The following is a 25,140-nucleotide window of genomic DNA, read 5'->3' on the forward strand; positions in this document are numbered from 1 at the left end:
TCATCCCTTGTCGCACAGATTTAGTTGTGAAACAAACTCATAACTTTCATCTTCAACATGAGTAACGCCTCATATGCATATCGAGTTCCGCCATTTGCGCACCATTCAGGCCATTCACGAGGCCGGTGGTTTGGCGCGTGCCGCTGACCAGATGAACATCACCCAATCAGCATTGTCGCATCAGGTTAAAGGGCTCGAAGATCAAGCGGGGGTCGAGCTGTTTGTACGCCGGTCCAAGCCGCTTAAGCTGTCACCGGCGGGGTTGCGATTGCTGAAGCTGGCACAGCAGGTGTTGCCGCAGCTGGAGGCGGCACAGGCCGAGTTTATGGGGCTGCGCGCGGGCAGCACGGGGCGGATGCATATCGCGATTGAATGCCATGCGTGTTTTGAATGGCTGTTTCCGGTGCTCGAGCAGTTTCGGAAACTATGGCCGGATGTGGATGTGGATATTCGCCCTGGTCTGGCCTTCGATGCCCTGCCTGCATTGCTGCGCGAGGAAGTGGATCTGGTGGTGTCATCGGATCCCGAAGACCTGCCCGGCGTCGAATTTGTCGAGTTGTTTGATTACAATCCGGTGTTCGTTGCGGCCAGCGCCCATCCATTGGCTGCCAAGCCATATGTCGAAGCCAGCGATTTTCGCGCCGAGACGTTGATTACCTATCCGGTTGAGCGGACCCGGCTGGATGTGTTCAGCCAGTTGCTGATCCCTGCCAAGGTTGAGCCACTGGCGATCCGGCAGGTGGAATTGACGGCGGTGATTTTGTTACTGGTTGCGTCCAACCGTGGTGTGTCGGTGTTGCCAGATTGGGTGGTGCGCGAGGTGAAATACAGCAGCGATTATGTGACGCGTCCGCTGACAAAAAACGGCATCACCCGCAGGCTTTATGCAGCGGTGCGGCGCGATGATCTAGGCAAACCATATATGGAAAAATTGCTGAAGCTGGCGGGCGAGGAAGCGCGGAAGCTGCAGCAGTTTTGAAACTGGGCTGCGGGGTTTGTTGTCTTTGCCCATCGGTCGTTCAATGCCAGCATAGGTAATGTGAGCTTTGTCGAAAGCGCCGGTTTGGGGCTGTAGATGAAATCATCAATGTTTGTATCGCCCAAGCCGTTATAAAACGCCATTTCACTTTTCCCGCTCTTCCAGCAGAACCCGAAGGTCTTCCCGCGTCAGCCCTATATCATCCAGCCACCGATCATCTTTACGCATCAACAACCACGCCATTGATCGCCGTCGATCATGCAGAGCCTTCCAGCGTTTCAATAGTTTCCAAATCATTTGCTGTCTGCCTTTCCATCACGAAAGCCAGTTTTCAGCGATTAATTGACATCAATCAAATGCATAGTAATGATGGTAGGCATATAAAATTATGATGGGTATCTGCCATGCAGCCACCACTTGATAGCAATCTCATGCGCGGTTTTCTGGCGGTTGTTGACGCAGGCTCGGTGACGCGTGCGGCTGATCAAATGGGCCGCACGCAATCAGCCGTGTCCATGCAAATTCGCAGGCTAGAAGAAAGCCTGGGCCAGAGCGTTTTTATCCGTGAACCGCAAGGGGTCAGTCTTACCGAAAGAGGTAGACAACTGTTGCCTTATGCGCGCCGGGTTGTCGGCCTGCTGGATGAGACGGCAACAGCCTTGCGGGAAAAACCGCTTTCTGGGCCGGTGCGTGTCGGCATACCTGATGAATATGTGCAAAGCATCTTGCCCTCGGCTCTTGCATCATTTTCACAACGCCATCCCGATACACAGGTAACCGCCCGTTGCGATTTCAGCGCGCCGCAGTTGGCGGCGTTGGCGGCCGACAAGATTGATCTCGCAGTGGTTTACGAAGGCTATAGCGAAGATGAAGTCGAGGTTCTTGCCGTTGATCCGACGGTCTGGGTCACATCGATCTCTCACTCCCAGCACTTGTGCCGGCCTTTGCCCATATCGATCTATTTCAGTTCGGATTGGTGTCGCGACTACGCTCTGCATTCGCTGGACCAGATTGGAATAGACTATTACCCGGCCTTCGAATGCGACACGTCGGCGAGCATGCGCAGCGCCGTCATAAACGGCATTGCAATTGCTCCCTTGGCGCGCAGCTCCATTCCGTCTGGATGCCGTGAACTCACAGCTGAGGACGGTTTTGTGACGATCGACAATGCGCGCGTCGTTCTGCACCGCAATGCCGCAGGCACATCACCTGCGATTGAAGCGATGGTCGCGACGCTGCGCGATGCCTTCTGCCCATTTGCTGAAAAACGTGTAGGTTTTGGGCCGTAGGCATACCCGGCCTAAGTCGGTAGTCATGCAAGATGTAGCATCGCGCAATTTAGGGACGGCCTTCTACTGCCCGGTTGCCGAAGCTGCGCAATCGTTCTTGAGTAGGAGGAAATGTGGTTTCGCAAGGCGTTACATATCGCCTGCTTACCTTAAAAACAGGCAGGGACGCTGACGCCCCTGCCAGATCGATTTAGACGACCTTGACGATTGCCTTGCCGTTGTTGCCACCGGTCAGCAAATCCATAAAGGCTTGGGGTGCGTTTTCCAGACCTTCGGTGATGTCTTCTTGGACGGCGATTGAGCCATCCGCCACTTTGGGTGCGACTTCTTTTAGGAAGTTGGGGAAGTTGCCCCAGTGGTTGGAAATGATGAAGCCGTTCACGCTGAGGAAGTTCACCAAGATCGTGCGCCATAGTTTTGGTGCTGTCAGGGCTTCTTGGGCTGCATTCGCGCCCAGACCACCGGCGTTATACCATGCAATCATGCCGCAGATCGGAATACGGCCAAAGGGGTTCATCAGGGGCATCACGGCCTCAAGCACTTTGCCACCGACGTTTTCGAAATAGATGTCGATGCCTTTGGGGCAGGCTTCTTTCAGCGCGGCGCGCAAGGATTTTGCATCCGGATACGCGCGGTGATCCAGACATTCGTCAAAGCCGAAATGCTCCTTGGCTGTTGCGCATTTATCCGCACCGCCCGCAATGCCCACCACGCGCAGCCCGTGCGTCTTGGCGATCTGGCCGACCATGGACCCGACGGGGCCGGTGGCGGCAGCAACAACCAGCGTTTCGCCTGCCTTGGGGCGACCATATTCCATAAGACCTTGCCAACCGGTAAAGCCGGGCATGCCCAAGACGCCCAATGATGTGGTGATCGGTACCTGCGCAGGGTCAACCTTGCGCAGCATTTTGGCGGGTTGCACACCATGGGTGGACCAGCCGAACATACCGAAAGCGAAATCACCAGGTTTGAAATCGGGGCTGTTGGAGGCAATCACCTCGCCGACCGAACCGCCTTCCATCGTGCCGCCGATAGGCACGGGGGCCGCGTAAGATTTCGCGTCATCCATGCGGCCGCGCATATAAGGGTCAAGCGACATATAGTGCACGCGCACCAGCACTTCGCCATCGCCCGGCGTTGGCACGGCAGATTCCTCTAGGCGAAAGTTATCGGCCGTGGGCGCGCCATCGGGGCGGGATGCCAAGACGATATGTTTCATTGTATCGGTCATTTCGGGGTCCTCCAATTAATTCCTCAGGGGTACCGTATCTGGAAACCCTAACGGCGCAAGGCGGGTTCATCCGGCACGTTACGTCAGAGCCTTGTTTACCCTGATAGGGCTTTGGCATTCTGGCCCTTGGCAATCTGGGCTTGCGGGCTTAAAGGGAGGGCTGATTGAATGAAGGGCGCGGAAAATGGTTGGCAGTGCAAATCTAAACATCATGATCAAGGCCGCGCGGCGCGCAGGCCGTGGGCTGATCAAAGATTTCCGTGAGGTTGAAAACCTTCAGGTGTCCAAGAAAGGTGCCGGTGATTTTGTGACCCGCGCCGACATTCAGGCCGAAAAGATCATCAAAGAAGAATTGATGGGCGCACGCCCGACCTATGGTTGGCTGGCCGAGGAAGGTGGCGAAGACGAAGGGCAAGACCCGACACGCCGCTGGATCGTTGACCCGCTGGATGGCACGACGAACTTCCTCCATGGTTTGCCGCATTGGGCGATCTCGATCGCGTTGGAGCACAAAGGCCAAATCGTTGCGGGTGTTGTGTTCGACCCTGCCAAGGACGAAATGTTCTTTGCTGAAAAGGGTGCCGGTGCCTGGATGAACGACATGCGTTTGCGTGTGTCTGGCCGTCACCGGATGATCGAATCCATTTTTGCCACGGGCCTGCCCTTTGCTGGTCGTGCCGATTTGCCTGACACCCTGCGCGAGTTGGGACGGATGTTGCCCGTTTGCGCCGGTGTGCGGCGTTGGGGTTCTGCATCGCTGGATCTGGCCTATGTGGCCGCGGGTCGTTTTGACGGCTATTGGGAACGCCGCCTGAATTCCTGGGATCTGGCTGCGGGCATGCTGATCGTGCGCGAAGCGGGCGGTATGGTTGAACCGTTGAACCCGGAAGGCGATATCCTTGCCGATGGTGAGATCGTTTGTTCGAACGAAGCCTTGTTCAACGGATTTGCAAAAGTCGCACGCGGCTGATTTCGTGGCTGGGCCGGGATGCCTTCGGCGAGGATTTAAACCCATTTGGAAAACCGGCGTTGGTTTAACGATCAACTGATGGCGCGCGCTATTTGCGTTTCACCTTGGGAATATGGCTGCGTCGTGTCGGGTAGGTCGCATCGGGGTGGGGCGGATGGCCCTGGGTTCGTGACCAGAACCTTGGCCCGCCCAAGCGCAGCCAGATCGGGATGGCCAAAACTATTCCAACGATAAATCCGCCAGCATGCGCCCAATAGGCCACGCCGCCCGACGTTGGGTCTGCGCCGACGCCGCCGATGAATTGCATGCCGAGCCACAGGCCCAGCATGATCCAGGCGGGGATCGGCAGGATGCGGAAAAACACGATAAAGATAATCAGAACATCGACTTTGGCCTTGGGGTAGAGCAGCAGGTAGCCGCCCATTACGCCCGCGATTGCCCCCGAAGCCCCTACTGTGGGCACGCCCGACATTGGGCCCGAGATGACATGAGCCGCCGCCGATAAGATGCCGCAGGCAAGATAGAAGCCCAGATATCCCATATGGCCCATCTCGTCTTCGATGTTGTCGCCAAAAATGTATAGAAACAGCATGTTGCCAGCGAGGTGCATCCAGCCTCCGTGCAAGAACATTGACGTAAAGACCCCGGTGTACCCGCCGCCCATCGTCACGCGTTCCGGCAAAAGTGCCCAGTTGTAAAAGAAAAGGTTGATCGCCCGGGGATCGTTCATCAAGCTGACATAGCTTAGAAACACGCCGATGTTCACCGCCATAAGCAGGTAGGTCACGTAAGGTGTGCGCCCGGATGGGTTATGGTCGCGGATCGGAAACATGACGCGACCCTTAGCCATCGCTGGGGCAGGGTCAAGAGTTTGGATGAGGCGAAGTATCGAATGAAGATCACATGTTTGCACACTGGCCAAAGCCATGTTGAAGGGTTTACCCGCCTGTTCGACGCCGAAGGCTGGGACGGCGCTGTCGAGCATATTGTCCGCGACGATTTGTTGTCGCGCGCCCAGGCTGAGGGGACCGAGGCTGTGGCGGCAGATGTAGCAGCAGTGCTTGAGCGGTTTACGCAGGCCGATACGGTGCTGTGCACCTGCTCGACGCTGGGTGCGCTGGTTGAACGCTTGGGTGGCGACAACGTGTTGCGGATTGACCGACCGGCGATGGAGGCGGCGGCTTGCCACCGCTCCGTGATGCTGGCGATTTGCTTGGAAAGCACGCGCGCGCCGAGTGTCGCGTTGTTTCAGGACTGTGCCAAAGGGAGCGTGCCAAATGTCGTCTTCTGCGAGGATGCGTGGCCATATTTCGAAGCAGGTGATACGCTGGGGTTCAACCGTTCGATTGCGCAGTCGGTTGGGGCGGCCATGATTGCAGCGCCCCAGACGGACTGCATTGTTTTAGCGCAAGCGTCGATGCAGGGGGCGGCCCCCTATCTGCTGGATATTGGCTTGCCGGTGTTGGCGACGCCCCCCTTGGCCGTGCGGCGGGCAATCAAGGTCGCCCGCCGGTAACTTTTATCCAGCAGCGCCCAGCAGCTGCGCGTTCCCGCCAGAGGCCGTTGTGTCTACGCACAGATGGCGTTCGGCGCGCACGCGTGCGGTGTCAGGCAGCCCCCGTATGAGCGGCACAATCGGGCCGTCCCGTTTGGCAAGCGCCTGTTCGATGGCGCGGGCGGTTTCTTCGTCGCCCCACCACAGGATGCCGCCATAGTTGGGGCCGTTTGCAAGCGACGCAATGTCGATCTTGCCCGCGGTTTTAAGCGCGCTGCCAGCAAGTGCCTTGACGGCGCGTGCCTGTTCGGTTGCGGTCGCGTCGCCCGGCCCCATGCACAGCAAGGCAGGTCGCGGCAGTGAACTGAGGCGATTGGTTTCGCCTGTCGGGCCGGGTAGGGTGATCGTTTCAATTACTGTGTTTGAATGATCCGGCACCGGAGGCAGATCGTTTTGGGCTTTGGTCCAGCTTTCGTCGACCGATTTCAGATCAGGCGCGCCGAAACGGGGCAGATAGTTCGGGCCGCCTGCTTTGGGGCCTGTGCCAGAAAGTCCCTCTCCGCCAAAGGGTTGCGAGCCGACGATGGCACCGATCTGGTTGCGGTTCACGTAAATATTGCCCGCCTCGATCCGTTCAGAGACATGCTGCACCCGGTCGTCGATACGGGTTTGCAGGCCAAAGGTCAGGCCATAGCCAGTGGCATTAATATCATCGATGACCTTGTTAAGCTGCGTGGACTTAAAGGTTGCGACATGCAGCACGGGGCCGAATATCTCGCGCTTTAGATCAGAGATGCTATCGATGCGGATCATTGTGGGTGGGATGAACGTGCCTTTGCCCGGGGCAGTCATTTCGGCGATCACACGGCCCTCACTGCGGGCTGTGTCGATATGGTCGGCGATGCCTTTACGGGCCGTCTCGTCGATGACGGGGCCGATATCGGTCGAAATGTCCCAAGGATTGCCCATGACCATGACCTCGATCGCGCCTTCGATCATCTCGATCAGTTCTTTGGCGATGTCCTCTTGGACATAGAGGCAGCGCAGGGCGGAGCAGCGTTGCCCGGCCGATTGGAAGGCGCTTTCCACGATGGCTTGGACGGCCTGTTCGGGCAGGGCGGTGCTGTCTACGATCATGGCGTTCAGCCCGCCGGTTTCCGCAATAAGCGGGGTGCCGGGGGCGCAATGATCGGCCATGGATTGGCGAATTTTCAGGGCTGTCGCGGTCGAGCCGGTAAAGGCCACACCGTTCACCCGTGCATCAGAGGTAAGTGCTGCACCCACATCCCCGCCACCGGGCAGCAGTTGCAATACCTCGCGGGGCACGCCGGCCTCGTGCAGAATGGATACCGCCAGAAACGCGATCAATGGGGTTTGCTCGGCCGGTTTTGCAAGTACTGCGTTGCCCGCGGCGAGGGCGGCGCTGACCTGTCCGCAGAAAATCGCCAGCGGGAAGTTCCACGGCGAAATACAGGTGAAGACGCCAGCGGGGGGTACATTCGTTGCTTGCGAGGCGTAGTAGCGCAGGAAATCAACGGCTTCACGCAGTTCGCCAACGCAGTCGAGCAGGCTTTTGCCTGCTTCGCGGGCGAGCAGCGCGAAAATTTCACCATAATGCGCTTCGAGCATATCAGCAGCTTTGAGCAGCACCTCTTGGCGCACCTCAAGCGGGGCCTTCCAGATTTCCGCTGTGTCAAAGGCGTTTTTCACATCCGCCTCAGACGCATTGCGCACGGTGCCGGGGCTGCGGCCAACTGCGGCTGGGTTCTGCAAACGCACGGCTTTCTTTGGCTTTGCCTCGGCTGCGATCAACGGCGTCGCGGCCCAACTGTGCGCCTTCCATGGCGCACGTGCGGATTCGATCATATCCAACGTGGGGGTATGCATCAGATCAAACCCCATCGAGTTTACGCGGATCGGCTGGAACAGCTCGGGTCCGGTCGGGATTTGAAGAGCCGCTTCGGACAGGCCGTCGAACGGATCGGCGGCGACTTCTTCTGGCGGCACATTTTCGTCAACGATCTGGTTCACAAAGCTGGAGTTCGCCCCGTTTTCCAGCAAGCGGCGGACCAGATAGGCCAGCAAATCCTTATGTGCGCCCACAGGTGCATAGACCCGGCAATGGGTGCCGTGTTTTTCCATGACGATGTTATGGAGCGTTTCGCCCATGCCATGCAGGCGCTGGAATTCGAATTTTTCCTTGTCTTCCGCCATGTGCAAAACGGCAGCAACCGTGTGCGCGTTGTGGGTGGCGAACTGGGGATAGATCCGGTCGGTCATGTTCAGCAATTTGCGCGCATTCGCGATATAGGACACGTCTGTTGCCGCTTTTTGGGTGAAGACAGGGAACCCATCGACGCCTTTGACTTGGGCGCGCTTGATTTCGGTGTCCCAATAGGCCCCTTTCACCAGACGGACCATGATTTTGCGGTCGTGGCGGATCGCCATGTCATAGAGCGCGTCAATCACAACGCCCGCGCGGGGGCCGTAAGCTTGGACGACGACGCCAAAACCCGCCCATCCGGACAATGCAGGCTCGGACAGTACCTTTTCGATGACGTCCAAGGATAGCCCCAGACGGTCGGCCTCTTCTGCGTCGACATTCAGCCCCATACCTGCGGATTTGGCGAGCAGGGCCAGCGCACGCAGACGCGGCACCAGATCGCGCATAACGGATGCTTCCTGCGCGACCTCGTAACGGGGGTGCAGCGCGGATAGTTTGACAGAGATACCGGGGTTTTTGCGGCTGTCCTTGTGGGTGCAGGCCACGGCAATGGCCGAAATTGCGCGGCTATAGCTGAGGTGATAGCGCTTGGCATCGGCTTCGGTACGGGCCGCTTCGCCCAGCATGTCATAGGAATAGGTGTATCCCTTTTTCTCCATGCCTTTGGCGCGCTCCATCGCGGCATTGATGTTTTCACCCAGAACAAACTGGCGGCCCATTTCCTTCATTGCGCGGCTAACGGCAGTGCGGATGACAGGTTCGCCCAGACGCTTGATCGCCGCACGGATGTGGCGCACGGGGCCCGGTTGTTCGTCGTCCAGCACGCGGCCGGTCAGCATCAAGCCCCATGTCGATGCATTCACCAGCGGTGATGTCGAATGCCCCATATGGCGGCCCCAGTCTGAGGGGGCGATTTTATCCTCGATCAGCGCATCAATGGTATCGGCATCGGGCACGCGAAGCAGGGCCTCGGCCAGACACATCAAAGCGACACCTTCATCCGTGGACAGGCCGTATTCGGCAAGGAATACTTCCATAAGGCCGGGGGCGGTGTGGCTGCGAATGGCACGCACGATATCTGCGGCGTTTTTTGTGATCTCTATCCGATCTTCGGGTGACAGCTGAGTGTTTCGGATCAGTTCATGCAGAACATGTTCCTGATCGGCGTAGGTGCCTGCATCGATTTGATGACGCAAAATCGGGGAAGAATCACGTGCCATTTTGGGCTCCTATGTTTAATTGGACTAGTTTACTGTGCGATTTGAAGTAAGAGTGACTGATTGCCCCCGATTTGATAGGCAAACCGATTTAATATTGGGTGTTCGACGTGACAAATGACGACTTTAAGATGGACCGCTTTGATGCGGCGATTCTAACGGTTCTGGCCGAAGATGGCCGGATTAGCATCACTGATCTGGCCAAGCGGATCGGCCTGTCCAAATCGCCCACTCAGGCGCGTCTGCGCCGGCTAGAAGTCGCTGGCGTTATTCTGGGTTATCGCGCGCTGCTAGACCCGATCCGCTTGGGTCTTGACCACGTTGCATTTGTCGAGGTCAGGCTGAGTGATACGCGGGAAGTCGCGCTCAAGGCGTTTAATGCCGCCGTCCTGAAGGTGCACGAGATCGAACAGGTGCACATGATCGCAGGCAGCTTTGATTACCTGCTAAAGGTGCGGACCCGCGATATGGCGGCCTATCGGGCGTTTCTGGGCGAAACGATTACCACGCTGCCTTATGTGTCCAGTACATCGACCTATGTGGCGATGGAGGCCGTTAAGGAAATCATGCTCGCAGATGTGACTTGACTGAAACGGGGCGGCTGCGCTCCATTGGGGTATGCGCCTTTCATTCGCCCTTGTGTTAATCTGTGGCCCCGCTTTTGCGGCAACCTGTCCTGCACCGCCGGATGTGGCGTCAGAGCTGACACAGCTCTTTGAAAGTGCCCGGAAGGCCGGTGATTTCCGTGAGGGTCAGATGCTTTCGAACAAGATGTGGGATGTCTGGCTGCGCGCGCCCGACGATGCCGCCCAAGAAGTGTTGGACAGGGGGATGCGCAAGCGCGGTGTTTACGACTTTGTTGGTGCGCTGTCGGATTTTGACCGCCTGGTCGCCTATTGTGCCACCTACGCTGAAGGGTACAACCAGCGTGCCTACATTCATTTCCTGCGCGAAGATTATGAAAACGCGCTGATTGATCTGGATATTGCCCTTAGGCTCCAGCCTTTGCACGTTGCTGCACAGTCGGGCAGGGCGCTGACCCTGATGAAGCTTGGCCGCATCCCGGAGGCCCGCGCGCAACTGCTTGTGGCCGTCCAAAACAACCCGTGGCTGTCAGAAGCAGCGCTTTTGGCCAAAGATGCGCCACTTGGACCGGCCGGAGACGACATCTGACCATTTACACTGCCAGCAACCAAGCTATTGTGCGCGTCGCTGCGGGCGTGATGGAATGGTAGACATACCAGACTTAAAATCCTTGAGTCTGTGCGGTAAAACGCATACGGAACAAGGCGTTGCGACGAAGAGACTGTTTTCAGGCCCGATATAGGCCCGAAACTGAAAGTTGAAGAACAACGCCAGATGCGGGCGTGATGGAATGGTAGACATACCAGACTTAAAATCTGTTGGGCCTTGTGCCCGTGTGGGTTCGAGTCCCACCGCCCGCACCAAATTACGAAGTAATAACAACAGCATAAATAGTTATTGCAAATTTTCCAACATAAGCTAAAAATACCAACATTAGATGAAATTCTACAGTGGGTGAGGAACCGTGCAATTGACTCCTGTCCAATGCAGAATGGCAAGAGCTGGTGTGAGCCTGTCCCGTGCAAAACTTGCCGACTTGGCTGGCGTATCTGCTGCCACTTTGGCTGATTTTGAAGGCGGCAAACGAGAGTCTTACGATCGAACAGTAAGAGACATACAATCTGTCCTTGAGGGTCTAGGGGTCACGTTTCTTGTGTCAAATGAAGACGGCCCGGGAGTCCGCGTCAATGAAGGCTGAGCGGAAACTAAGATTTGTTGACCTGTTCAGCGGGTTGGGAGGATTCCATACGGCTCTGTCACGTATGGATTGCGAATGTGTTTTTGCGTGTGAAATCGATCAAGGCTTGCGGAATTTGTATCAGTCCAATCACGGTATTCGACCGGCTGCAGATATTCGGTTTGCATGGAAGGACATTCCTCCTCACGACATATTGTGCGCAGGTTTCCCTTGTCAGCCATTTTCGAAAGCGGGATCTCAAAAGGGGTTTGAGTGTGAAGACTCGGGAGATCTGTTCGATTACATTCTCAAGGCCATCGACAAGCATGATCCTCGGTTTTTGATTTTTGAAAATGTTCCGAACATCATGCGCCACAATCATGGGGAGACCTGGCGAAGGATCGAAAGTAGTCTGCGAGGACGGGGCTACGAAGTAGAAGCGCAGGAGCTATCGCCGCACCACTTCGGTATCCCTCAGGTGCGACCAAGGGCAATTATCGTTGGGGCAAAAGACCTCTCTGATTTTGATTGGCCAGCACTTTCAAATGCGCCTTCGAAACTTCATCTTTCTTCAATACTGGATGTTAATCCCAACGATGCTGATTGCCTTTCGGACGATTACCTTCGGTATTTGGAAGTTTGGGAAGAATTTCTTCGCGTTATCCCAAGCGGTATCAAACTGCCATCTTTCCCAATCTGGGCTATGGAGTTTGGTGCAAACTATCCTGTCGAGGAACGTACACCTAGTTCATATCATAAGAACTACTTGGCTAGGTTTAGAGGGAAGTTTGGAGCCAGTTTGGCTAAGATGTCAAAAGGGCATCAACTCGCGGCCCTCCCTGCGTATGCTCGTGGCTTGGAGCGGACCTTTCCTAGGTGGAAGATCAAGTTCATTCTCCAAAACCGAGAGTTCTATGAGCAGAATAAAGATCACTTAAGAGGATGGCTGCCAAAAGTTCAGGAATTTGCGCCTAGCTTCCAGAAGTTCGAGTGGAACTGGCAGGATGGCTCAAGAACATTGTGGGACAAAGTCATTCAGTTCAGGGCGTCGGGCATTAGGGTTAAGAATCCCGCTACTGCGCCTTCTCTGGTTGCGCTTACGACCAGTCAGGTTCCTGTAGTGGCTTGGGAAAAACGATATATGACAATGAGAGAATGCGCCCGACTACAAAGCATGGACGGTCTTCAAAGTTTGCCGGAGAGTAAAACACGGGCATATAAAGCCCTCGGGAACGCCGTGAATGTTGATGTAATTTCTTTGGTCGCTGACAATCTTTTGAATACGATTCGCGTGCGAGAAGCAAACGAGCGAGACCAATTGGAAATTGTGCCCGATGTTGTAGTGAACTTGGGTTGAAAGGACGCGACATGAAGCAGAGAAAAATTGAATATATTGATCTCGATTCCATTGCGCTTGATCCAAGGAACCCTCGGCTCGGGCGCTCTGCGCATAACAAAGACCTAGCGCAAGATGAAATCTTCAATCTGATGCGGGACTGGTCGTTGGAAGAACTGGCGACGTCATTCTTAGAGAGCGGTTTTTGGGCGCACGAAGCTGTTCTTTGTGTGGAAGAGGAAATCCACGGGGATGTGCGTCTAGTTGTAATTGAGGGCAATCGGCGGATTGCGGCCCTCAAAAGGCTACAGAAGACTTTTGGAGGTGACGAAACCTCTCGCAAATGGCTGGAAATTATCGATGGCGTGGCCCAACCAGACAAATTGTTTGGAGAAGTGCCTTTCATTCGCTTGGATGCCCGAGAGGAGGTTGATGCGTTTCTGGGTTTCAGGCACGTCACCGGGATTAAGGAGTGGGCTCCCCCGGAGAAAGCCCAATTCATTTCTAAATTAATCGATGAAAATGGCCTTACTTATCGCGATGTAATGCGCCAAATTGGGAGTAAGACTCCGACCGTTCAACGCAATTATATTGCTTATTCAATCTTGATCCAAATGGAGGATACAGAAGGATTGGACATTGGCAAAGTAGAGGACAAGTTCAGCGTATTGTTCTTGTCCCTTGCAAGAAGCGCAGTACGCGACTTTCTCGGGGTAGCAGACAAGTTTGATGTTGAGCCAAAAGACGTAAGACCACCTGTTTCCGACAACCACATCGTCAATCTTAAAGAATATGCGCGCTGGCTGTTTGGTGACGAAGAGAACGCGCCTGTCGTCACAGATTCAAGGCAGGTAGATAAGTTTGCGACAGTGCTGGCGAGTGACGAGGGACTAGATTACCTCAGAACAGTCAAGCGGCCGAGTCTAGAAAAAGCGTTTGTAATTGCAGGTGGTGATCAAGAGGAATTGTACGAATTGATGACAACGGCTGCATATAATGTAGAGGAAGCACTTTCCTCAATCCATCACTATGCTCAAGATGAAAAACTCATACGTGTTGTCAAACGCCTATCAGCCAATGTTGCTCAGATAAATAAAATTTTCGAGTTGTAATTAGTATGCTCAAAATTCCTGGTAAGAATTTTTCACGTTCTGTGAACACCATAAATATCGAGACAAATACTCTTGCAGATTGGTTAGAGGCATCTCTGCTCTTTGATGAGAATGAAGTGTCCAAAAGCGATATTGTGGACATCTTGATTGAGGAGAATATCTGTGCTGACGGTGGTCAAGATTTGGCTCACGAAATTGCGGATCGAGGTTGGGCGGAAATTGGAACACGCAAGCGTTGGGGTGGAGTTCCTGACCAGTTAGTAATCGAGGGTGCACGAATTCGAGATGCTTCAGACTGGCGGCAAGATCCAACTCGAGCATTCTTTCTAGTCCTTTCTATTCAGCAGTATTACTCGGAGTGGGCCGAGAGACACCGGAATTTCTCCGTTCAGGGTGAGCTTTTTGAGCGAGTGATCGAAGAGATTTGTCCCGGTCTCCTACCTGGCTGGCGTGTGGTAAGGGCTGGTTGGTCACCTGATAACGCAGTGAGCATTGTTAACATCGTTGAAGAGCTTTGCGGTCACCTAAATACGCTTGGGTCACTGAGGCTTGATCTTTGGGTTCCGGATGCTGCCAAGGATGGCGGTTTGGACATTGTTTGTTACAGAGAATTTCCGGACACAAGAGAGGCTACGCCTACATACTTTTTGCAATGCGCTAGCGGGACCAATTGGCGATCCAAGATTCATACGCCAAACGCGGACGAATGGAAGACATATTTGGACGCGGCCGTACAACCAAGTACCGGAATAGTCGCACCTTTCGTAATAGGCACCGATGAGGTTAGACGTGCTGGCCTCAGCGGCCAGATAACCGTTTTTGATAGGATACGCTTGTTGCATGCAACTTATGACGGGAACATTGAACTGACCGAAGATTTGCGAGCCGACGTGGTCGGTTGGATTGAAGGCAAGGTTGGCGATATACCTACATTATAGATCTGTGCTATTAGGTTGCGGTTTTGCCAGAAAACTCCAACTGACGTGTGTTGGCGGTAGATCACCAGAAGTCGCCGGACTCGAAGTCTCACGATTTCCGTTGAAAAGTGCTTTAAGAGCAATGAGTTGATACTTCTGATGACTCGTAAGGCCCTAAATAGGTCCATTTTGTTGACTGAAATGCGTCAACTGAGCCTACGGATGGCCTATCAGCCATCCACCAGTTTCTTGTGTGCCTCGACCACATCCATTGAAGTAATGCCACCGCGTTCCAGTTCCTGTGCGTCATCACGGGCTTGCATGATTGCTTTGCCCATGTCTGTTTCAAGCGCGCGAAAATAGGCTTTCTCGAAGGTTTCGCCGTCCCGCTGGACAGATTTTGCCAGCTTGTCGAGTTCGGCTTCTGCTTTCTGTCGATTGTCAGCAGCAGCTTTCTTAATGTTGTTTGGGTCGGTCATGGTCTTCTCCATATTTGTGGCCACACGAGCGGCTTCCACTTCGTTTTCGAGTTGCTGGACCTGTTGGGCCAATTCAGCAACTTCCAGGGCTTCGGCTTCATCGCGGGCCAACCGCATCAAAGCGTCGTCCAATTCTTTCTTGCGTGCCTCCAGGCGTGCCAATTCAGCAGCATGGCGTTGTCCTTCGGTGCTCATAGGTTTGTCTCCATTTGATTCAGTTCAGCTTTTGCCTCACGAGAGACATTCGGCTGAGGGGATGATGCTTTTATTCGGAGCAGTTCGGCCCGCAGGCTTTCAGCCACCCGTCCTTCGGCATCCGTCAGGGGCGTGGCATGACGTTCTCGGATCGGGGTATCTATGCCCAAAGACCGAGCAAAGCTCACACCACCCGCAGCAATCAATGCTTTGACTAACGGTTCAGCAGAGCGGTTGTTGGTCAGGGCGCGTTCAACAGCCGTTAAGTCGCCGCCTGCACCTGATACTTGGCCAACATCTTTGCGCAGAGCCTCAGCATAAGCGTTCCAGTTGGAAGCCAAAGCGACAAGTGCCTCATCAACGGATGCCGCCAGTTTGGTACGTTTTGAAGTGGCATCAAGTGCGGCTTCGGCGCGTCGCTTTCGATTGTTACGTTCCGCACTTTCAGCCGCTGCCCCCAATCGGTTGGACAACTCAGCAATGGCGTCGTCGACAATAAAGATGCGCTCTGCCAACGCAGCAGCTGAATTGGATGGCCTCTTGCCGTCAATCAATGCTTCGCGGGCCTCATTGCGGGCAAGGTCGAGTTCTGAGCCGAGGCGTTGGCGTTCTGCCTTTAGCTCAGCAAGCCGCTTATCTGTTCCATCTTTGTCCATATCGATCCTCTGTTCGTGTCGGGGCTACAGGATCAGCGGTCCCACACCACGATCCTGTAGCCGCTGAGTTCGCAGAAAAGGAGATAAACACGGAGCTCAGCGTGGTCGGACATTGCCGTGTTTTTGTACCGTGGAGGACCAGCGTTTGACTTTGGGTTGTGAAATGCTGGCTTAGCCGCTGCCCATGAGGTCCAGTTCCATCTGACGGATGAGATCAACAGGGGCACTATTCGTCGTCAGGAATTGGCCTGGGTTATCCTGAATGTCAGAACGATAGGACCGCCATACCCTTGCGTTGGGGCAATCCAATCCCAGATCGAGAAAGGCCTGCATTGCAGGCGTCACCCATCCCCGTGGGAATTTGGTTGAGCCGTGGCAATACCACATTGATACCAACAGCCTGACCGCATTCGCCCGCATGGTAAGACCTGCCTTTGGGGCATATTCACCCAGAGCTTCGGATACCAAGGCCTCTGCTTTGGCCTGAGTATCCTTGTAACGAATAGCCGGAAGCGGGGGCTGCGGACGTGGTGACAATGCAGCCATTTCGGAATCTCTCGCCTTTGCAACATACGCCAGAACGATACCGTGCTGACGTTGTTGCGTAAGCCAGCGAGCCGATTGGGCCTGTGTCCGGGCCTGGAGTTGAGAGCTTTCCAAGTGGTTGATTAGGAAGCCCTATTTTGGATGAATGAAAGACATTGGATTAGCAATCACTCATACCATGGCGTTTGACGGACGTGGGCGAGCAGTTTAGCCCGCTTGTCTTCGCCAAGGTCATTCCTGGTTTCAATCGCCGCAATGGCCTCATCGCGTATTTGTGTATTCCGCCAAGGCACTGGTTCTGCCTTGGATTGCATTTCTTCCAGCAAGCCAGTGTCAGGAGCATTGATGTGGCCCAGCGTTACCCGGCAGGTAATCGCTCCACCCTCAAAGGGAAGTGTCGCCACACCACTTGGCAGGACAAAGCAGGTTTGGACTTCAGGCCAATCAGACATTTATGGTGTCCTCGTCAATTTCGGATACGAACTCGGCATCGACCACATCGGCCGTCACCGAAGGCCTGACAAGTTTTGGCATCGGCTTGGGGGCAGTATGAACATGCGTATCGTTTTGCACCGTGATTGACGTTGTGGCTGCCCCATCAGCAGAAGGCAGGGCTTTATCCAGGAGTTTGATCAAGACACGAGCATCAACATGGGAAACGTCATATTGCATGACCTTTTCAAAATTATCGTCCAGAACGGGCTGGCCATTCTCATCAAGCACTTCAATCCAACGTCCCAAGCTCATTGTACGGGCAGTTTCAACGACTTCTTCCCGCAGCCCATCCAGGCTGGCATGCAATGCAAGGTCCCATGCAGAGGCCACTTCGGGGTCCGTCAGACGCCAATGGTAAGCAGCACTTCGACTTATGCCTGCACGCTTGCAGGAAAGTTTGACATTGCCAGTTTGAGCCAGTGCAGCCAGAAATTCCCGCTTGGTTTCGACCGTGGTCGGCTCAACACGCCGATGGCCTATTTTCTTGGGACCGCTGAGTTGTCGTCCGTACATGTCGTTTCTCTCAATGGCCGTTTGAAGCCTGGTTGCTGATTGCTTGATTGATGATATTGATTGTGGTGCCAGAATGCCGTGGAATTGAACTGTGGGAAACCAGCGTTGAGTGCAGCTGCTTTGGGCACGTGCACAGTGGGCGTTTGGCCCTTTGATCCAGATACCCTCTGCCTGCTGCCGAAAAACACATCGAAATAACGATTTTAAGGGGTCAGGCCGGTCGGGGTTATTTAGTATACATTATATATATACGGCTTTTTGTTTTTTTGTTCTTATACGATAACTGAGAAATAACCCTGACCGCCCTGACCCCTTTAACAACAGGATCAATAAGATATTCTGAAACAAACACTTAGGCGGTCAGGGGTAGAGCCATCCACCCCTGACCGACCCCCGACCAGCTAGCATTCATGCCTGACCGGTTTGGATTTTCGGTGCACATTTCGGCAAATACCCCTGACCGCTTTAAACACGTGCACAGTGGGCTTTTGGCCAGCGGAGGCATCAATCAAGAAAATCGTCTGCAGGGTCAAATGGCAAAGCGGCTTCATCAAGCTGGACACGCAAGCCTTTTATGGTTTGCACGCGTCGTCCATTGGTTCTGCTACGCTTTTCCATATCGTCCCGAAACTTACCAGATGAGCGTAAATCCCGCCAAAATATGCTACTATCTGAACTGAGCCGACCATGACCCTGACAATAGCGTTCAAATGCTGCATAAATGTCCTGCTTGGGTGTTTCAGCCGCAGGGTCTTCTATCAAGCATTCAGAGGCAAAGGCAGTGACAGTTGAAGCTTCACGCAGTATCTCTGCTTGCCGCCCTTTGATGGAGGATGGAACAAGGAATTTCCCACGTTTTAACAGGCATCTGGCGGCTTCAAGGCATTTGTTTAAAACACCTGCTGCTTCTGGCAAAAGGTCCCTTTCAAATAGAGCGTTATCTTCACGCCCCAGAAATGAACGCCTTGTTTCCATCAGCACCATTCTGGTGGCAATTGTGCCGGTGAGGTCATGCATGAGTATGGGCTCATTTGACATCAGCATCCATTGAACTGGCAAATAACCTACGAAATCATCCTTGTATTTCCGCTGAACAGTTTGAAGATCACCCCCAGATGTCGACAGCAGAAGTTCGGTCAAGGCAGACGTTTTACGTCCCCGTTCAAGCCGAGCGTCCCCCACAATGGCTGCTTTTTTGCCAATCAGGGAAGATAGACCAAAGCCACCATCAGCGATCTGTTTGATACGTGGTGAAGCCACAGAACGCATTCCCAAGAGCCTTGTGAGCATCAGGTTGATTGTGCCTTTGCCTGATCTGGGTGGGCCAAAGAGCTGGAATATCTTCTGGAATTTGTTCTGCCCCGTAAGAATGCATCCCATGACTTCATGCAGTAGATCGATTTGTTCCAGATCACCGTCAAAAATCTCATCCAGAAACATATCCCACATGAACGTTGCGGCATTCGGATCAAAAGCAACATCAGAGCAATCAGTCGATACGAACCGTGGTGTGGCATCTATCAACTGCCCAGAACGCCAATCCAGCAACCCATTTGATACAGGCAGAAGGTTGCGCGGGTCAGGATCATCATCACGCTTGTCTCGCCAGAAAGGCAGTTCTTCGACACCCCTTTGCAAAGTGAGATGGATCATCGCCTCACGAATATCAGCCGACATTTTTATGTTCAGGTGGAGCGGCTTTTCCTCTGGGCCATCCTTTCCTTTGTGAATATAGGTTTGACCTTCGAGTGCTGACCAAATCATTCCTTTCAGCTCATCGTTGTCAAGTTCCCGGTATCTGTTTTCCTCGGGGGCATATTCCAGCCACATGCCCATGGCCTTGATCAATGCTGATCCTGAAATGGCTTCGGCTGCGAGATGGCTGGGTGCAATACTTTGCAGGATGTCTCGATTGTCCAAACTCATTGTACCGCCTCCAGATTTGAAAGGTCGTCTGGGAAATCATAGTGAGGGCGTCGATCTATCAGATGCGCAGCCCCTGCTTCACGCATGAACATATAAAGTGTGCCAAGGCCGATGCCGTGGCGGCGTAAACTGTCCCACCGATAAGCAATCTCAGGCCCATCGGTTGAATAGAGCGGATCGGCTGTGCACCATTCGACAAATTCATCTTTGGCGTCACCCGCGCTTGCGTGATGACAGGCCATCATTAGTTGCAGCCATTTGTCATGATCACGAAAATCCTCTGGGTCCAGTTTGGCCAAGATTGCAGCAATCTCTTCTGGTGGATGCTCCCCAATGCCTTGCCCAGACAGGGCAACAGGTTGTTTTGGCCTTCGGATGAGCCGCAGAAGCTTTTCGGGTGCCCCGGGCGCACCTAGCCATAAGTCATCTGGCACCGAGGACCATAAATATGGCTTGCCAGACGGATGCAACGAACCTGGTGCAACGACTTGCCGACCAAAGGTTTTGAATTCGATCCCTGGGACATCTGGCAATCCGTCAACAACGGAAAGATGAGGAGGCTTAGTCATGTAGAGGTGCAAGCCGCCACCACCAGTTAGAACGGTTGGGAAGTGGTCTGGGTTGAGGCCAATGGCTTTCAATGCAGACAACTTTCCTTTTTGCCCACCGTCAATGTTCCGTGGATCAACATCCACGACAAGATCACTTGTTGCGAGGCGCACGCCGACATTGCCGCCTTTTCGGGCATGTTCCAGTGCGTCAGCGTTGCGATACGGGCGTGTTGTCCAATCATTGTGGATTGGTGATTTCCCCCGAAGGCGCAGTCTGCCTGTGCGCGGGCACTTCGTCTTGGCATCCCATGGATGCAGAGCGATCAGGGTGTATCCAGCAGCAGAAAGTACAGTCATTTGGGCTGGGTCTGTTTTTCCAGTCATATCAGCCTCTCTCTGCGATATAAGCTTCAACGGTCGATCTGGGATAGAAAACGGCTGTGCCATGCTTGATGAAATCAGGTCCGGCATCAGATGATTGGCCCGTATTACGGCGGCTTCGATAGACAGCCAGAACGGTTGCAGGATGCCCTGTCATACGAGCGGTTTGGGCTGGTGTGAGAAAATCGCTCAACGATGGTGTGGTTGAATAGGGTGGTGCGTTATCTTCAATATTACAGGACATTGCTTATGCTCCTTGTGTTCCTGATTGAGCGGGTCGTTTGATGGTGGTCTTGCGACCCGCTTGTTACGATCAAACAGTGCTGCAGTATGTTTGCGTCGTATGCCAACGAGGGACGTTGGGATGTCCAACTCCGGCAAACAGGCGACCCGCGATCACTTGCTTTGATAGGTGTCAGGCGGCATATTCGGGAAATGTTAACGAGCTCAAACCGTGCGCTGTCTTAAGGATTATTTAAAGTCTCACAGGCTGAGTTCACCAACCCTGATAAGGCCGAAGGCCTGAGCGCTGCCCTTGGGGGCCTGTAGGTAAATAGGAGATTTTCAACCGCTTCAGGGCGAGACAAACCAAGTCACGATTATTCCAAAACAAGTCGATTATTGAATGTTCTAACGCAACTGACGGCTCTGCAAAGTGAATGAGACCATCAGTCAAGCGCACCTCGTGAGGCATCTCGCAGGCAGGAAATACGTTGGCGTAAAGTGCCAAAGTCCACAAGGTCATGGGATGATCATGCCGCCAATCGATTTCAGCGCATCCTGCTGTCAAATCACGTTGGAAAATTTCAAATCGAGAACTCTCTACTGCCGCTTGAACGGCAATTCCAATTCGAACTGCGTCCTTGTCTGATACAGTTTTCCCAGACCAGTTATCAGCGTCATATTTGCGGATCAGCTCACGCGTATGATTGCTCCTACTCATTGAGCCGTTCATTGCAACGCCTCATGCCGTCTTTCATCCATATAGGCTCGCAGATCAGCAACAGAGTAAAGGACGCGAGTGCCGACACGGTGCACGGCAGGGCCTTCGGCATTCATGCGCCACAGGTCTAGAGTTTGACGGCTGACGCCGATGAATTCGGCCGCTTGCTTGATGTTTAGGTATTCTTTGGCCGGTGTTGAGATCGCCGTTTCTATACGCTCAAGGCGTTCCAAAATCTCTTGATGTTGCATGCCTTGGGTTCCTTGGTTTGGCTGACATGCTTTGATTTTGTATCGGTAGCAACCTCATGTAACCCATCGCTTCCCAAGGGGATCTAAATGCGGGTTGAAATTTGGAAGAGCTTTCGAAGTTGGCTGGGGTTAGTAAAGGTTGGATATCGCCTTATCGACTTGAATTTTGTCTGAAAAACATGAAGTCTGTTGCAAACTTTTACGCGGATATTGAGCTGCGACTTATACCTTAGATTGTATTGGATCAATGAATGCCTGTTACTAAACTCAACGTCCGAACCACTGAGCCAAAAGAGACAGTTAAGACGGCCGAAAAAATCGCTAGAGCCCGGTCTAAAGAGCTCTTTTTTGGTGTGGTTGGGCCAGTGGGTGCTGGGGGATCTAGAGTCATAGCTTCGTTGGAAAGGGTTTGTGAAGAGGCAGGTTATGAAGTCGCGATCATTAAAGCGAGTACTGTAATTAGAACTTGGGCCGCTGATCAAAACCCACCGAAGTCCGCAGATGCTGAGGATAAGTTGGCTACGGTTGAGGAAATGCAAAACCTAGGCGACGATATGCGAAAGAAAGATACTTCCGAAGTGGCGCTCGGGGTGTTGAGAGAAATCGCTAAAACCAGGGCGGAAGCTCAAAATTTAGATTACCATGTGGGCGAGGCCGTCGCGCCAGATGATAAGAAGCGGGTCTATTTGATTGACTCAATTCGACACCCATCGGAAACGAACGTGTTTCGCCGAATTTATGGGAGCTCTTTTGCTCTTCTTGGAGTGGTTTGCGAGGAACCAGAAAGAGTTGACCGTATCCTTGGGAAATATTTCACTAAGCCTGAAGCGCAACAGGAAGCCAACAAGGAGCGAGTCAGGGCATTTGTAAAACGAGATGCTGACGACAGCGAAAAGTCATATGGGCAGCATGTAACAGATGCTTTCTTTGAAGCAGACTTTTTTATCAATAATACTGAAGTTGACCCCGTTGACGAGAAACAATTGCTCGATGAAAAGTGTTCAAGGTTGGTGGATATAATTTCTCACTCAAAGGTGGTTAGGCCGACCATTGATGAAACAGCGATGCATCACGCCCACTCTGCACGAGTTAGAAGTTCCTGTTTGTCCCGCCAGGTCGGGGCCTCATTGGTTGACAAAGATGGAACGATAATCGCGACGGGGGCGAATGAAGTGCCTGCCGCAGGTGGAGGTGTTTATGGCGAAGGCTCTGGCCCACTAAGAAATTTGCAAGACCATCGATGTGTTTTTAGATCAGGTGAAAAATTTTGCAGCAGCAATCGAGAACAAAACCGAATTATCGATGAGTTGATCAATGCGATTCCAGAGCTGAAGGGCGTAGATGATCGTGAAAGCTTGAGAGCTAAGCTCAGGAAGACATCAGTTGGCGGCTTGCTCGAATTTTCACGGGCCGTGCACGCAGAGATGGACGCCTTGTTGTCCGCCGGACGAGAAGGTTTTTCTACAGTGGGAACGAGACTGTTCGTAACGACGTACCCGTGCCACTATTGCGCGCGTCATATCGTAAGCGCGGGTGTTTATGAGGTGCAGTACATTGAACCTTACCCAAAAAGCCTGGCAACTGATTTACACGGCGACTCCATCGAAGTTGATACATCAAAATGGGTGCCCCCTATGGTGTTGACCACTCATGAGGAGCATAAATCGGCTGATAAAATTTTGACGGATGCAGCAGAAAGCACTAACGTCTCAGGAAAGATGTTGATACACCCCTTCGTTGGAGTGGCTCCACGACTCTATCTCAAAGCCTTTGAGAAGACGTGGCGCCTTAAAGACAAAGTTAGTGGCAACCATGAAATGTCTCCGCCAGAATGGGGGGATGAGTGGTCATCGCTTACTATGGGGTATCCAGAACTTGAGGCAGCTTTGACCAAATGAACCAGACCGATGTCCACTAATGTTGTAAGGCTTGAACGACCGGCACGCCCGATACAGCCGGTTTTTGAAGAAGAGCATCAGCTGAGCTTTGAATTTGATACTGAACAACATAACAGCAAGCTTGCCATTGCTGTTATGGATACCGTGCATGGGGCCGATTTATGCCGGTTTATCGATGAATTTTCACCAAAAGTCGCTCTGGATATGAGGTTTTCCATTCGCTTTGATGTCCCAGGTAGTAGTCGTAACCATATTTTCAGGCAGCTTGAGAAGTGCAGAACTTTATACTCAAGAGCAGCGGTAAAGTGGCATGATTTGTCACCTTCTGACTTCATGTTTAATAACGCGCCAATCTCACAAAGATTGAACCATGAGCTTTTTGAGCGTGGGGAAACCCCATTGCTGATTTTTGTTCAAAAACAAACACATGCACAGCTTTTGCATTCATTCTTAAACCGTCAGATTTCGAAACGAGAAACAAATGATTGGTCGGTCGTGTATTGCGCTTAACGATTGTCGGTAGGTTTGCATCTAAACGAAATCAGCCTCGCACAAACTTCCTCCTGTGCCTCCCGCATATGGCCCAACAGATGCGCCCTCGTGACATAGTTAAACGACACATGCGGATTGGCGTGATTTAACAGCAGCGTCACCGTCTGAAAATCCACTCCCGCTTCCATCGCATGGGTCCGGTAGGTGTGACGCATCATATGAGGGGCATACGGAAAGCCCTTTGTTCGCGACATATTTTCAATGTGGCCACTTATTGCGCCCGTTGACGGAAACACAAAAGGGCTTTCCAATGGCCGTGTTAGATCACGCACTTCACCCAATTCTTGGATGAGCAGCCGAGGCAGAGGCATTTTGAACGCCTTGGCCTCGCCACCTTTTGGAGATGGCACTGAAAGAACCCCGTCTTGATCCAGATGTTCCCACTTCATTGTTTGAGCGTCACCTCGACGCAAGCCAGTCAACAGCATCACAAGCCAACATCCGCGGCGAACCCGATCTTCCAAATCATCTAGCTGCTGCCAAAGCAGAGGCATATCATCTGGTCCAATTGCCCAATCTCTTGGCCTCTCCTGGTTCATGCGGACGCCTCGCGTCACCGGATTTGGAGGCAAATCATGTGTCCTGGCGGCGTCGTTGATCAGCAGCTTCAGAACCCGCATTGCGCCGTTGGCACCACATGGTCCTGCCTTGCGCGTCAGCTTTTCATGCAGGGCGCGAACCGTTGCGCGATCAATCCGATCCACTGGAATTTTCTTCAACGTTGAAAGTGATCCGTCCACCTTTGCTTTATACCACGCCAAAGTCCGGGTGCTCAGTTCCTGACCGCGTGTTGCAAAGTATGCGTCTGCGACCTCCTTGAGGGTCGGTATCGTGGCCTTAGGCGCTCTCGGGTCTTCGCCACGACGCAGTATCGTGCGCAACTCGTGAGCGCGTTCTCGGGCTGATTTCAGCGACACCTCGTCCGTGCGACCAATGAGAAGAGAGATATAGCGATCCGTTCCGTCATTGATCCGGCCCACCAACTTGTAGCTAGCGCTGTTCTTGCCAACGACGATGCGAAGGCCGCTGACAGCGGCGTCATATATCTGTTTCCCAGGTTCTTGGTCATGGCGGATTTTGTCCACCACGCTTTGTGTGAGTTTGGTTGCCATGAAGCGTTTCTCCTATGCAATCTGACGGTTAGCCCGAACTCGGGCCCGTTTTCGATTAGATTGCCTCAGGTCATTCTGAGGCTCATAAGAGTTTTATGTCGTGTTTATAT

General features: G+C 53.2%; 26 protein-coding genes and 1 tRNA gene. 12 read left to right on the forward strand and 15 right to left on the reverse strand.

All coding sequences use genetic code 11. From position 1 onward, the window contains the following. The first annotated feature begins 73 nt into the window (after nucleotides 1–73). On the forward strand, nucleotides 74–979 hold the full coding sequence (locus BM347_RS06825; protein WP_093915693.1) for a LysR family transcriptional regulator: 906 nt from the start codon (nucleotides 74–76) through the stop codon (nucleotides 977–979). Between the two features lie 144 nt (nucleotides 980–1,123). On the opposite strand, the gene BM347_RS17550 is transcribed toward BM347_RS06825, so the two are convergent. Then, nucleotides 1,124–1,276: a hypothetical protein gene (locus BM347_RS17550; RefSeq protein ID WP_175498521.1), complete on the reverse strand. Its 153-nt coding sequence runs from the start codon at nucleotides 1,274–1,276 to the stop codon at nucleotides 1,124–1,126. 134 nt (nucleotides 1,277–1,410) lie between these two features. Here BM347_RS17550 and BM347_RS06830 point away from each other — a divergent pair, with 134 nt between their 5' ends. Next, a complete protein-coding gene (locus BM347_RS06830) occupies nucleotides 1,411–2,268 on the forward strand; it encodes a LysR family transcriptional regulator (RefSeq protein ID WP_245764225.1) in 858 nt (285 codons plus the stop codon). Nucleotides 2,269–2,458: 190 nt separating this feature from the next. Here BM347_RS06830 and BM347_RS06835 read toward each other — a convergent pair whose 3' ends face one another. Continuing rightward, on the reverse strand, nucleotides 2,459–3,499 hold the full coding sequence (locus BM347_RS06835; protein WP_093915695.1) for an NADP-dependent oxidoreductase: 1,041 nt from the start codon (nucleotides 3,497–3,499) through the stop codon (nucleotides 2,459–2,461). Nucleotides 3,500–3,683: 184 nt separating this feature from the next. On the opposite strand from BM347_RS06835, the gene BM347_RS06840 reads away from it, so the two are divergent. After that, complete coding sequence (locus BM347_RS06840; RefSeq protein ID WP_093915696.1) at nucleotides 3,684–4,469, forward strand: inositol monophosphatase family protein; 786 nt, start codon at nucleotides 3,684–3,686, stop codon at nucleotides 4,467–4,469. An 88-nt stretch (nucleotides 4,470–4,557) separates the two neighbouring features. On the opposite strand, the gene BM347_RS06845 is transcribed toward BM347_RS06840, so the two are convergent. Beyond that, the gene (locus tag BM347_RS06845; RefSeq protein ID WP_093915697.1) at nucleotides 4,558–5,301 is read right to left on the reverse strand and encodes a rhomboid family intramembrane serine protease; all 744 of its coding nucleotides are present in this window, start codon (nucleotides 5,299–5,301) and stop codon (nucleotides 4,558–4,560) included. Nucleotides 5,302–5,361: 60 nt separating this feature from the next. Between BM347_RS06845 and BM347_RS06850 the strand changes: the two genes are divergently transcribed. Further along, complete coding sequence (locus BM347_RS06850) at nucleotides 5,362–5,985, forward strand: hypothetical protein (RefSeq protein WP_093915698.1); 624 nt, start codon at nucleotides 5,362–5,364, stop codon at nucleotides 5,983–5,985. Nucleotides 5,986–5,988: 3 nt separating this feature from the next. On the opposite strand, the gene putA is transcribed toward BM347_RS06850, so the two are convergent. After that, entirely contained in the window at nucleotides 5,989–9,408 is a 3,420-nt protein-coding gene (gene putA / locus BM347_RS06855) for a bifunctional proline dehydrogenase/L-glutamate gamma-semialdehyde dehydrogenase PutA (protein ID WP_093915699.1), read from the reverse strand. Between the two features lie 128 nt (nucleotides 9,409–9,536). Between putA and BM347_RS06860 the strand changes: the two genes are divergently transcribed. From BM347_RS06860 to BM347_RS06890, 6 genes are all read left to right on the forward strand, one after another. Further along, a complete protein-coding gene (locus tag BM347_RS06860; protein WP_093916076.1) occupies nucleotides 9,537–9,992 on the forward strand; it encodes an Lrp/AsnC ligand binding domain-containing protein in 456 nt (151 codons plus the stop codon). Nucleotides 9,993–10,023: 31 nt separating this feature from the next. Next, a complete protein-coding gene (locus BM347_RS06865; RefSeq protein ID WP_093915700.1) occupies nucleotides 10,024–10,578 on the forward strand; it encodes a tetratricopeptide repeat protein in 555 nt (184 codons plus the stop codon). 188 nt (nucleotides 10,579–10,766) lie between these two features. Next, nucleotides 10,767–10,853: transfer RNA gene (locus tag BM347_RS06870), tRNA-Leu, on the forward strand. 324 nt (nucleotides 10,854–11,177) lie between these two features. Next, a complete protein-coding gene (locus tag BM347_RS06880) occupies nucleotides 11,178–12,524 on the forward strand; it encodes a DNA cytosine methyltransferase (RefSeq protein WP_093915702.1) in 1,347 nt (448 codons plus the stop codon). Nucleotides 12,525–12,535: 11 nt separating this feature from the next. Next, nucleotides 12,536–13,615: a hypothetical protein gene (locus tag BM347_RS06885; protein ID WP_093915703.1), complete on the forward strand. Its 1,080-nt coding sequence runs from the start codon at nucleotides 12,536–12,538 to the stop codon at nucleotides 13,613–13,615. A 5-nt stretch (nucleotides 13,616–13,620) separates the two neighbouring features. Continuing rightward, the gene (locus BM347_RS06890) at nucleotides 13,621–14,553 is read left to right on the forward strand and encodes a hypothetical protein (RefSeq protein WP_093915704.1); all 933 of its coding nucleotides are present in this window, start codon (nucleotides 13,621–13,623) and stop codon (nucleotides 14,551–14,553) included. A 209-nt stretch (nucleotides 14,554–14,762) separates the two neighbouring features. On the opposite strand, the gene BM347_RS06895 is transcribed toward BM347_RS06890, so the two are convergent. The 10 genes from BM347_RS06895 to BM347_RS06935 form a co-directional block, all read right to left on the reverse strand. Next, nucleotides 14,763–15,206 carry a hypothetical protein gene (locus BM347_RS06895; RefSeq protein ID WP_093915705.1) on the reverse strand — a complete coding sequence of 148 codons (444 nt, stop codon included), beginning with the start codon at nucleotides 15,204–15,206 and terminating at the stop codon, nucleotides 14,763–14,765. Continuing rightward, nucleotides 15,203–15,862: a hypothetical protein gene (locus tag BM347_RS06900; RefSeq protein ID WP_093915706.1), complete on the reverse strand. Its 660-nt coding sequence runs from the start codon at nucleotides 15,860–15,862 to the stop codon at nucleotides 15,203–15,205. Before BM347_RS06900 ends, BM347_RS06895 begins: the two co-directional genes overlap by 4 nt. Before the next feature lie 171 nt (nucleotides 15,863–16,033). Further along, complete coding sequence (locus BM347_RS06905; RefSeq protein WP_139226457.1) at nucleotides 16,034–16,408, reverse strand: hypothetical protein; 375 nt, start codon at nucleotides 16,406–16,408, stop codon at nucleotides 16,034–16,036. A 167-nt stretch (nucleotides 16,409–16,575) separates the two neighbouring features. Further along, nucleotides 16,576–16,860: a hypothetical protein gene (locus tag BM347_RS06910; RefSeq protein ID WP_093915708.1), complete on the reverse strand. Its 285-nt coding sequence runs from the start codon at nucleotides 16,858–16,860 to the stop codon at nucleotides 16,576–16,578. Then, nucleotides 16,853–17,416, reverse strand: a complete 564-nt coding sequence (locus BM347_RS06915; RefSeq protein WP_093915709.1) for a hypothetical protein — start codon at nucleotides 17,414–17,416, stop codon at nucleotides 16,853–16,855. The genes BM347_RS06910 and BM347_RS06915 overlap by 8 nt, the downstream gene beginning before the upstream one ends. Before the next feature lie 504 nt (nucleotides 17,417–17,920). Continuing rightward, nucleotides 17,921–19,342 (reverse strand): DNA primase family protein, encoded by a 1,422-nt coding sequence (locus BM347_RS06920; protein ID WP_093915710.1) that lies wholly within the window; start codon nucleotides 19,340–19,342, stop codon nucleotides 17,921–17,923. Next, nucleotides 19,339–20,277, reverse strand: coding sequence for a bifunctional DNA primase/polymerase (locus tag BM347_RS06925; protein WP_175498522.1), 939 nt, complete (start codon nucleotides 20,275–20,277; stop codon nucleotides 19,339–19,341). The genes BM347_RS06920 and BM347_RS06925 overlap by 4 nt, the downstream gene beginning before the upstream one ends. Nucleotide 20,278: 1 nt before the next feature. After that, a complete protein-coding gene (locus BM347_RS17555) occupies nucleotides 20,279–20,518 on the reverse strand; it encodes a hypothetical protein (protein ID WP_175498523.1) in 240 nt (79 codons plus the stop codon). Nucleotides 20,519–20,770: 252 nt separating this feature from the next. Further along, nucleotides 20,771–21,229, reverse strand: coding sequence for a hypothetical protein (locus BM347_RS06930; protein WP_093915712.1), 459 nt, complete (start codon nucleotides 21,227–21,229; stop codon nucleotides 20,771–20,773). Next, nucleotides 21,226–21,468, reverse strand: a complete 243-nt coding sequence (locus BM347_RS06935) for a helix-turn-helix transcriptional regulator (RefSeq protein WP_093915713.1) — start codon at nucleotides 21,466–21,468, stop codon at nucleotides 21,226–21,228. Before BM347_RS06935 ends, BM347_RS06930 begins: the two co-directional genes overlap by 4 nt. A 251-nt stretch (nucleotides 21,469–21,719) precedes the next feature. Between BM347_RS06935 and BM347_RS06940 the strand changes: the two genes are divergently transcribed. Next, nucleotides 21,720–23,366: an anti-phage dCTP deaminase gene (locus BM347_RS06940; RefSeq protein WP_093915714.1), complete on the forward strand. Its 1,647-nt coding sequence runs from the start codon at nucleotides 21,720–21,722 to the stop codon at nucleotides 23,364–23,366. 9 nt (nucleotides 23,367–23,375) lie between these two features. Next, on the forward strand, nucleotides 23,376–23,876 hold the full coding sequence (locus BM347_RS17450) for a hypothetical protein (RefSeq protein ID WP_139226458.1): 501 nt from the start codon (nucleotides 23,376–23,378) through the stop codon (nucleotides 23,874–23,876). On the opposite strand, the gene BM347_RS06945 is transcribed toward BM347_RS17450, so the two are convergent. Next, nucleotides 23,873–25,030 (reverse strand): tyrosine-type recombinase/integrase, encoded by a 1,158-nt coding sequence (locus BM347_RS06945; protein WP_093915715.1) that lies wholly within the window; start codon nucleotides 25,028–25,030, stop codon nucleotides 23,873–23,875. The two genes, BM347_RS17450 and BM347_RS06945, sit on opposite strands and share 4 nt — an antisense overlap. Nucleotides 25,031–25,140: the final 110 nt, after the last annotated feature.

It is taken from the genome of Sulfitobacter marinus (assembly GCF_900116285.1).
Taxonomy (GTDB): domain Bacteria; phylum Pseudomonadota; class Alphaproteobacteria; order Rhodobacterales; family Rhodobacteraceae; genus Sulfitobacter; species Sulfitobacter marinus.

Coding starts and splice junctions, on each gene's coding strand:
- BM347_RS06825 (WP_093915693.1), top strand. CDS start 74: ATGCATATCGAGTTCCGCCATTTGCGCACCATTCAGGCCATTCACGAG.
- BM347_RS17550 (WP_175498521.1), bottom strand. CDS start 1,276: ATGATTTGGAAACTATTGAAACGCTGGAAGGCTCTGCATGATCGACGG.
- BM347_RS06830 (WP_245764225.1), top strand. CDS start 1,411: ATGCGCGGTTTTCTGGCGGTTGTTGACGCAGGCTCGGTGACGCGTGCG.
- BM347_RS06835 (WP_093915695.1), bottom strand. CDS start 3,499: ATGACCGATACAATGAAACATATCGTCTTGGCATCCCGCCCCGATGGC.
- BM347_RS06840 (WP_093915696.1), top strand. CDS start 3,684: ATGGTTGGCAGTGCAAATCTAAACATCATGATCAAGGCCGCGCGGCGC.
- BM347_RS06845 (WP_093915697.1), bottom strand. CDS start 5,301: ATGTTTCCGATCCGCGACCATAACCCATCCGGGCGCACACCTTACGTG.
- BM347_RS06850 (WP_093915698.1), top strand. CDS start 5,362: ATGAAGATCACATGTTTGCACACTGGCCAAAGCCATGTTGAAGGGTTT.
- putA (WP_093915699.1), bottom strand. CDS start 9,408: ATGGCACGTGATTCTTCCCCGATTTTGCGTCATCAAATCGATGCAGGC.
- BM347_RS06860 (WP_093916076.1), top strand. CDS start 9,537: ATGGACCGCTTTGATGCGGCGATTCTAACGGTTCTGGCCGAAGATGGC.
- BM347_RS06865 (WP_093915700.1), top strand. CDS start 10,024: ATGCGCCTTTCATTCGCCCTTGTGTTAATCTGTGGCCCCGCTTTTGCG.
- BM347_RS06880 (WP_093915702.1), top strand. CDS start 11,178: ATGAAGGCTGAGCGGAAACTAAGATTTGTTGACCTGTTCAGCGGGTTG.
- BM347_RS06885 (WP_093915703.1), top strand. CDS start 12,536: ATGAAGCAGAGAAAAATTGAATATATTGATCTCGATTCCATTGCGCTT.
- BM347_RS06890 (WP_093915704.1), top strand. CDS start 13,621: ATGCTCAAAATTCCTGGTAAGAATTTTTCACGTTCTGTGAACACCATA.
- BM347_RS06895 (WP_093915705.1), bottom strand. CDS start 15,206: ATGAGCACCGAAGGACAACGCCATGCTGCTGAATTGGCACGCCTGGAG.
- BM347_RS06900 (WP_093915706.1), bottom strand. CDS start 15,862: ATGGACAAAGATGGAACAGATAAGCGGCTTGCTGAGCTAAAGGCAGAA.
- BM347_RS06905 (WP_139226457.1), bottom strand. CDS start 16,408: ATGGCTGCATTGTCACCACGTCCGCAGCCCCCGCTTCCGGCTATTCGT.
- BM347_RS06910 (WP_093915708.1), bottom strand. CDS start 16,860: ATGTCTGATTGGCCTGAAGTCCAAACCTGCTTTGTCCTGCCAAGTGGT.
- BM347_RS06915 (WP_093915709.1), bottom strand. CDS start 17,416: ATGTACGGACGACAACTCAGCGGTCCCAAGAAAATAGGCCATCGGCGT.
- BM347_RS06920 (WP_093915710.1), bottom strand. CDS start 19,342: ATGAGTTTGGACAATCGAGACATCCTGCAAAGTATTGCACCCAGCCAT.
- BM347_RS06925 (WP_175498522.1), bottom strand. CDS start 20,277: ATGACTGGAAAAACAGACCCAGCCCAAATGACTGTACTTTCTGCTGCT.
- BM347_RS17555 (WP_175498523.1), bottom strand. CDS start 20,518: ATGTCCTGTAATATTGAAGATAACGCACCACCCTATTCAACCACACCA.
- BM347_RS06930 (WP_093915712.1), bottom strand. CDS start 21,229: ATGAACGGCTCAATGAGTAGGAGCAATCATACGCGTGAGCTGATCCGC.
- BM347_RS06935 (WP_093915713.1), bottom strand. CDS start 21,468: ATGCAACATCAAGAGATTTTGGAACGCCTTGAGCGTATAGAAACGGCG.
- BM347_RS06940 (WP_093915714.1), top strand. CDS start 21,720: ATGCCTGTTACTAAACTCAACGTCCGAACCACTGAGCCAAAAGAGACA.
- BM347_RS17450 (WP_139226458.1), top strand. CDS start 23,376: ATGTCCACTAATGTTGTAAGGCTTGAACGACCGGCACGCCCGATACAG.
- BM347_RS06945 (WP_093915715.1), bottom strand. CDS start 25,030: ATGGCAACCAAACTCACACAAAGCGTGGTGGACAAAATCCGCCATGAC.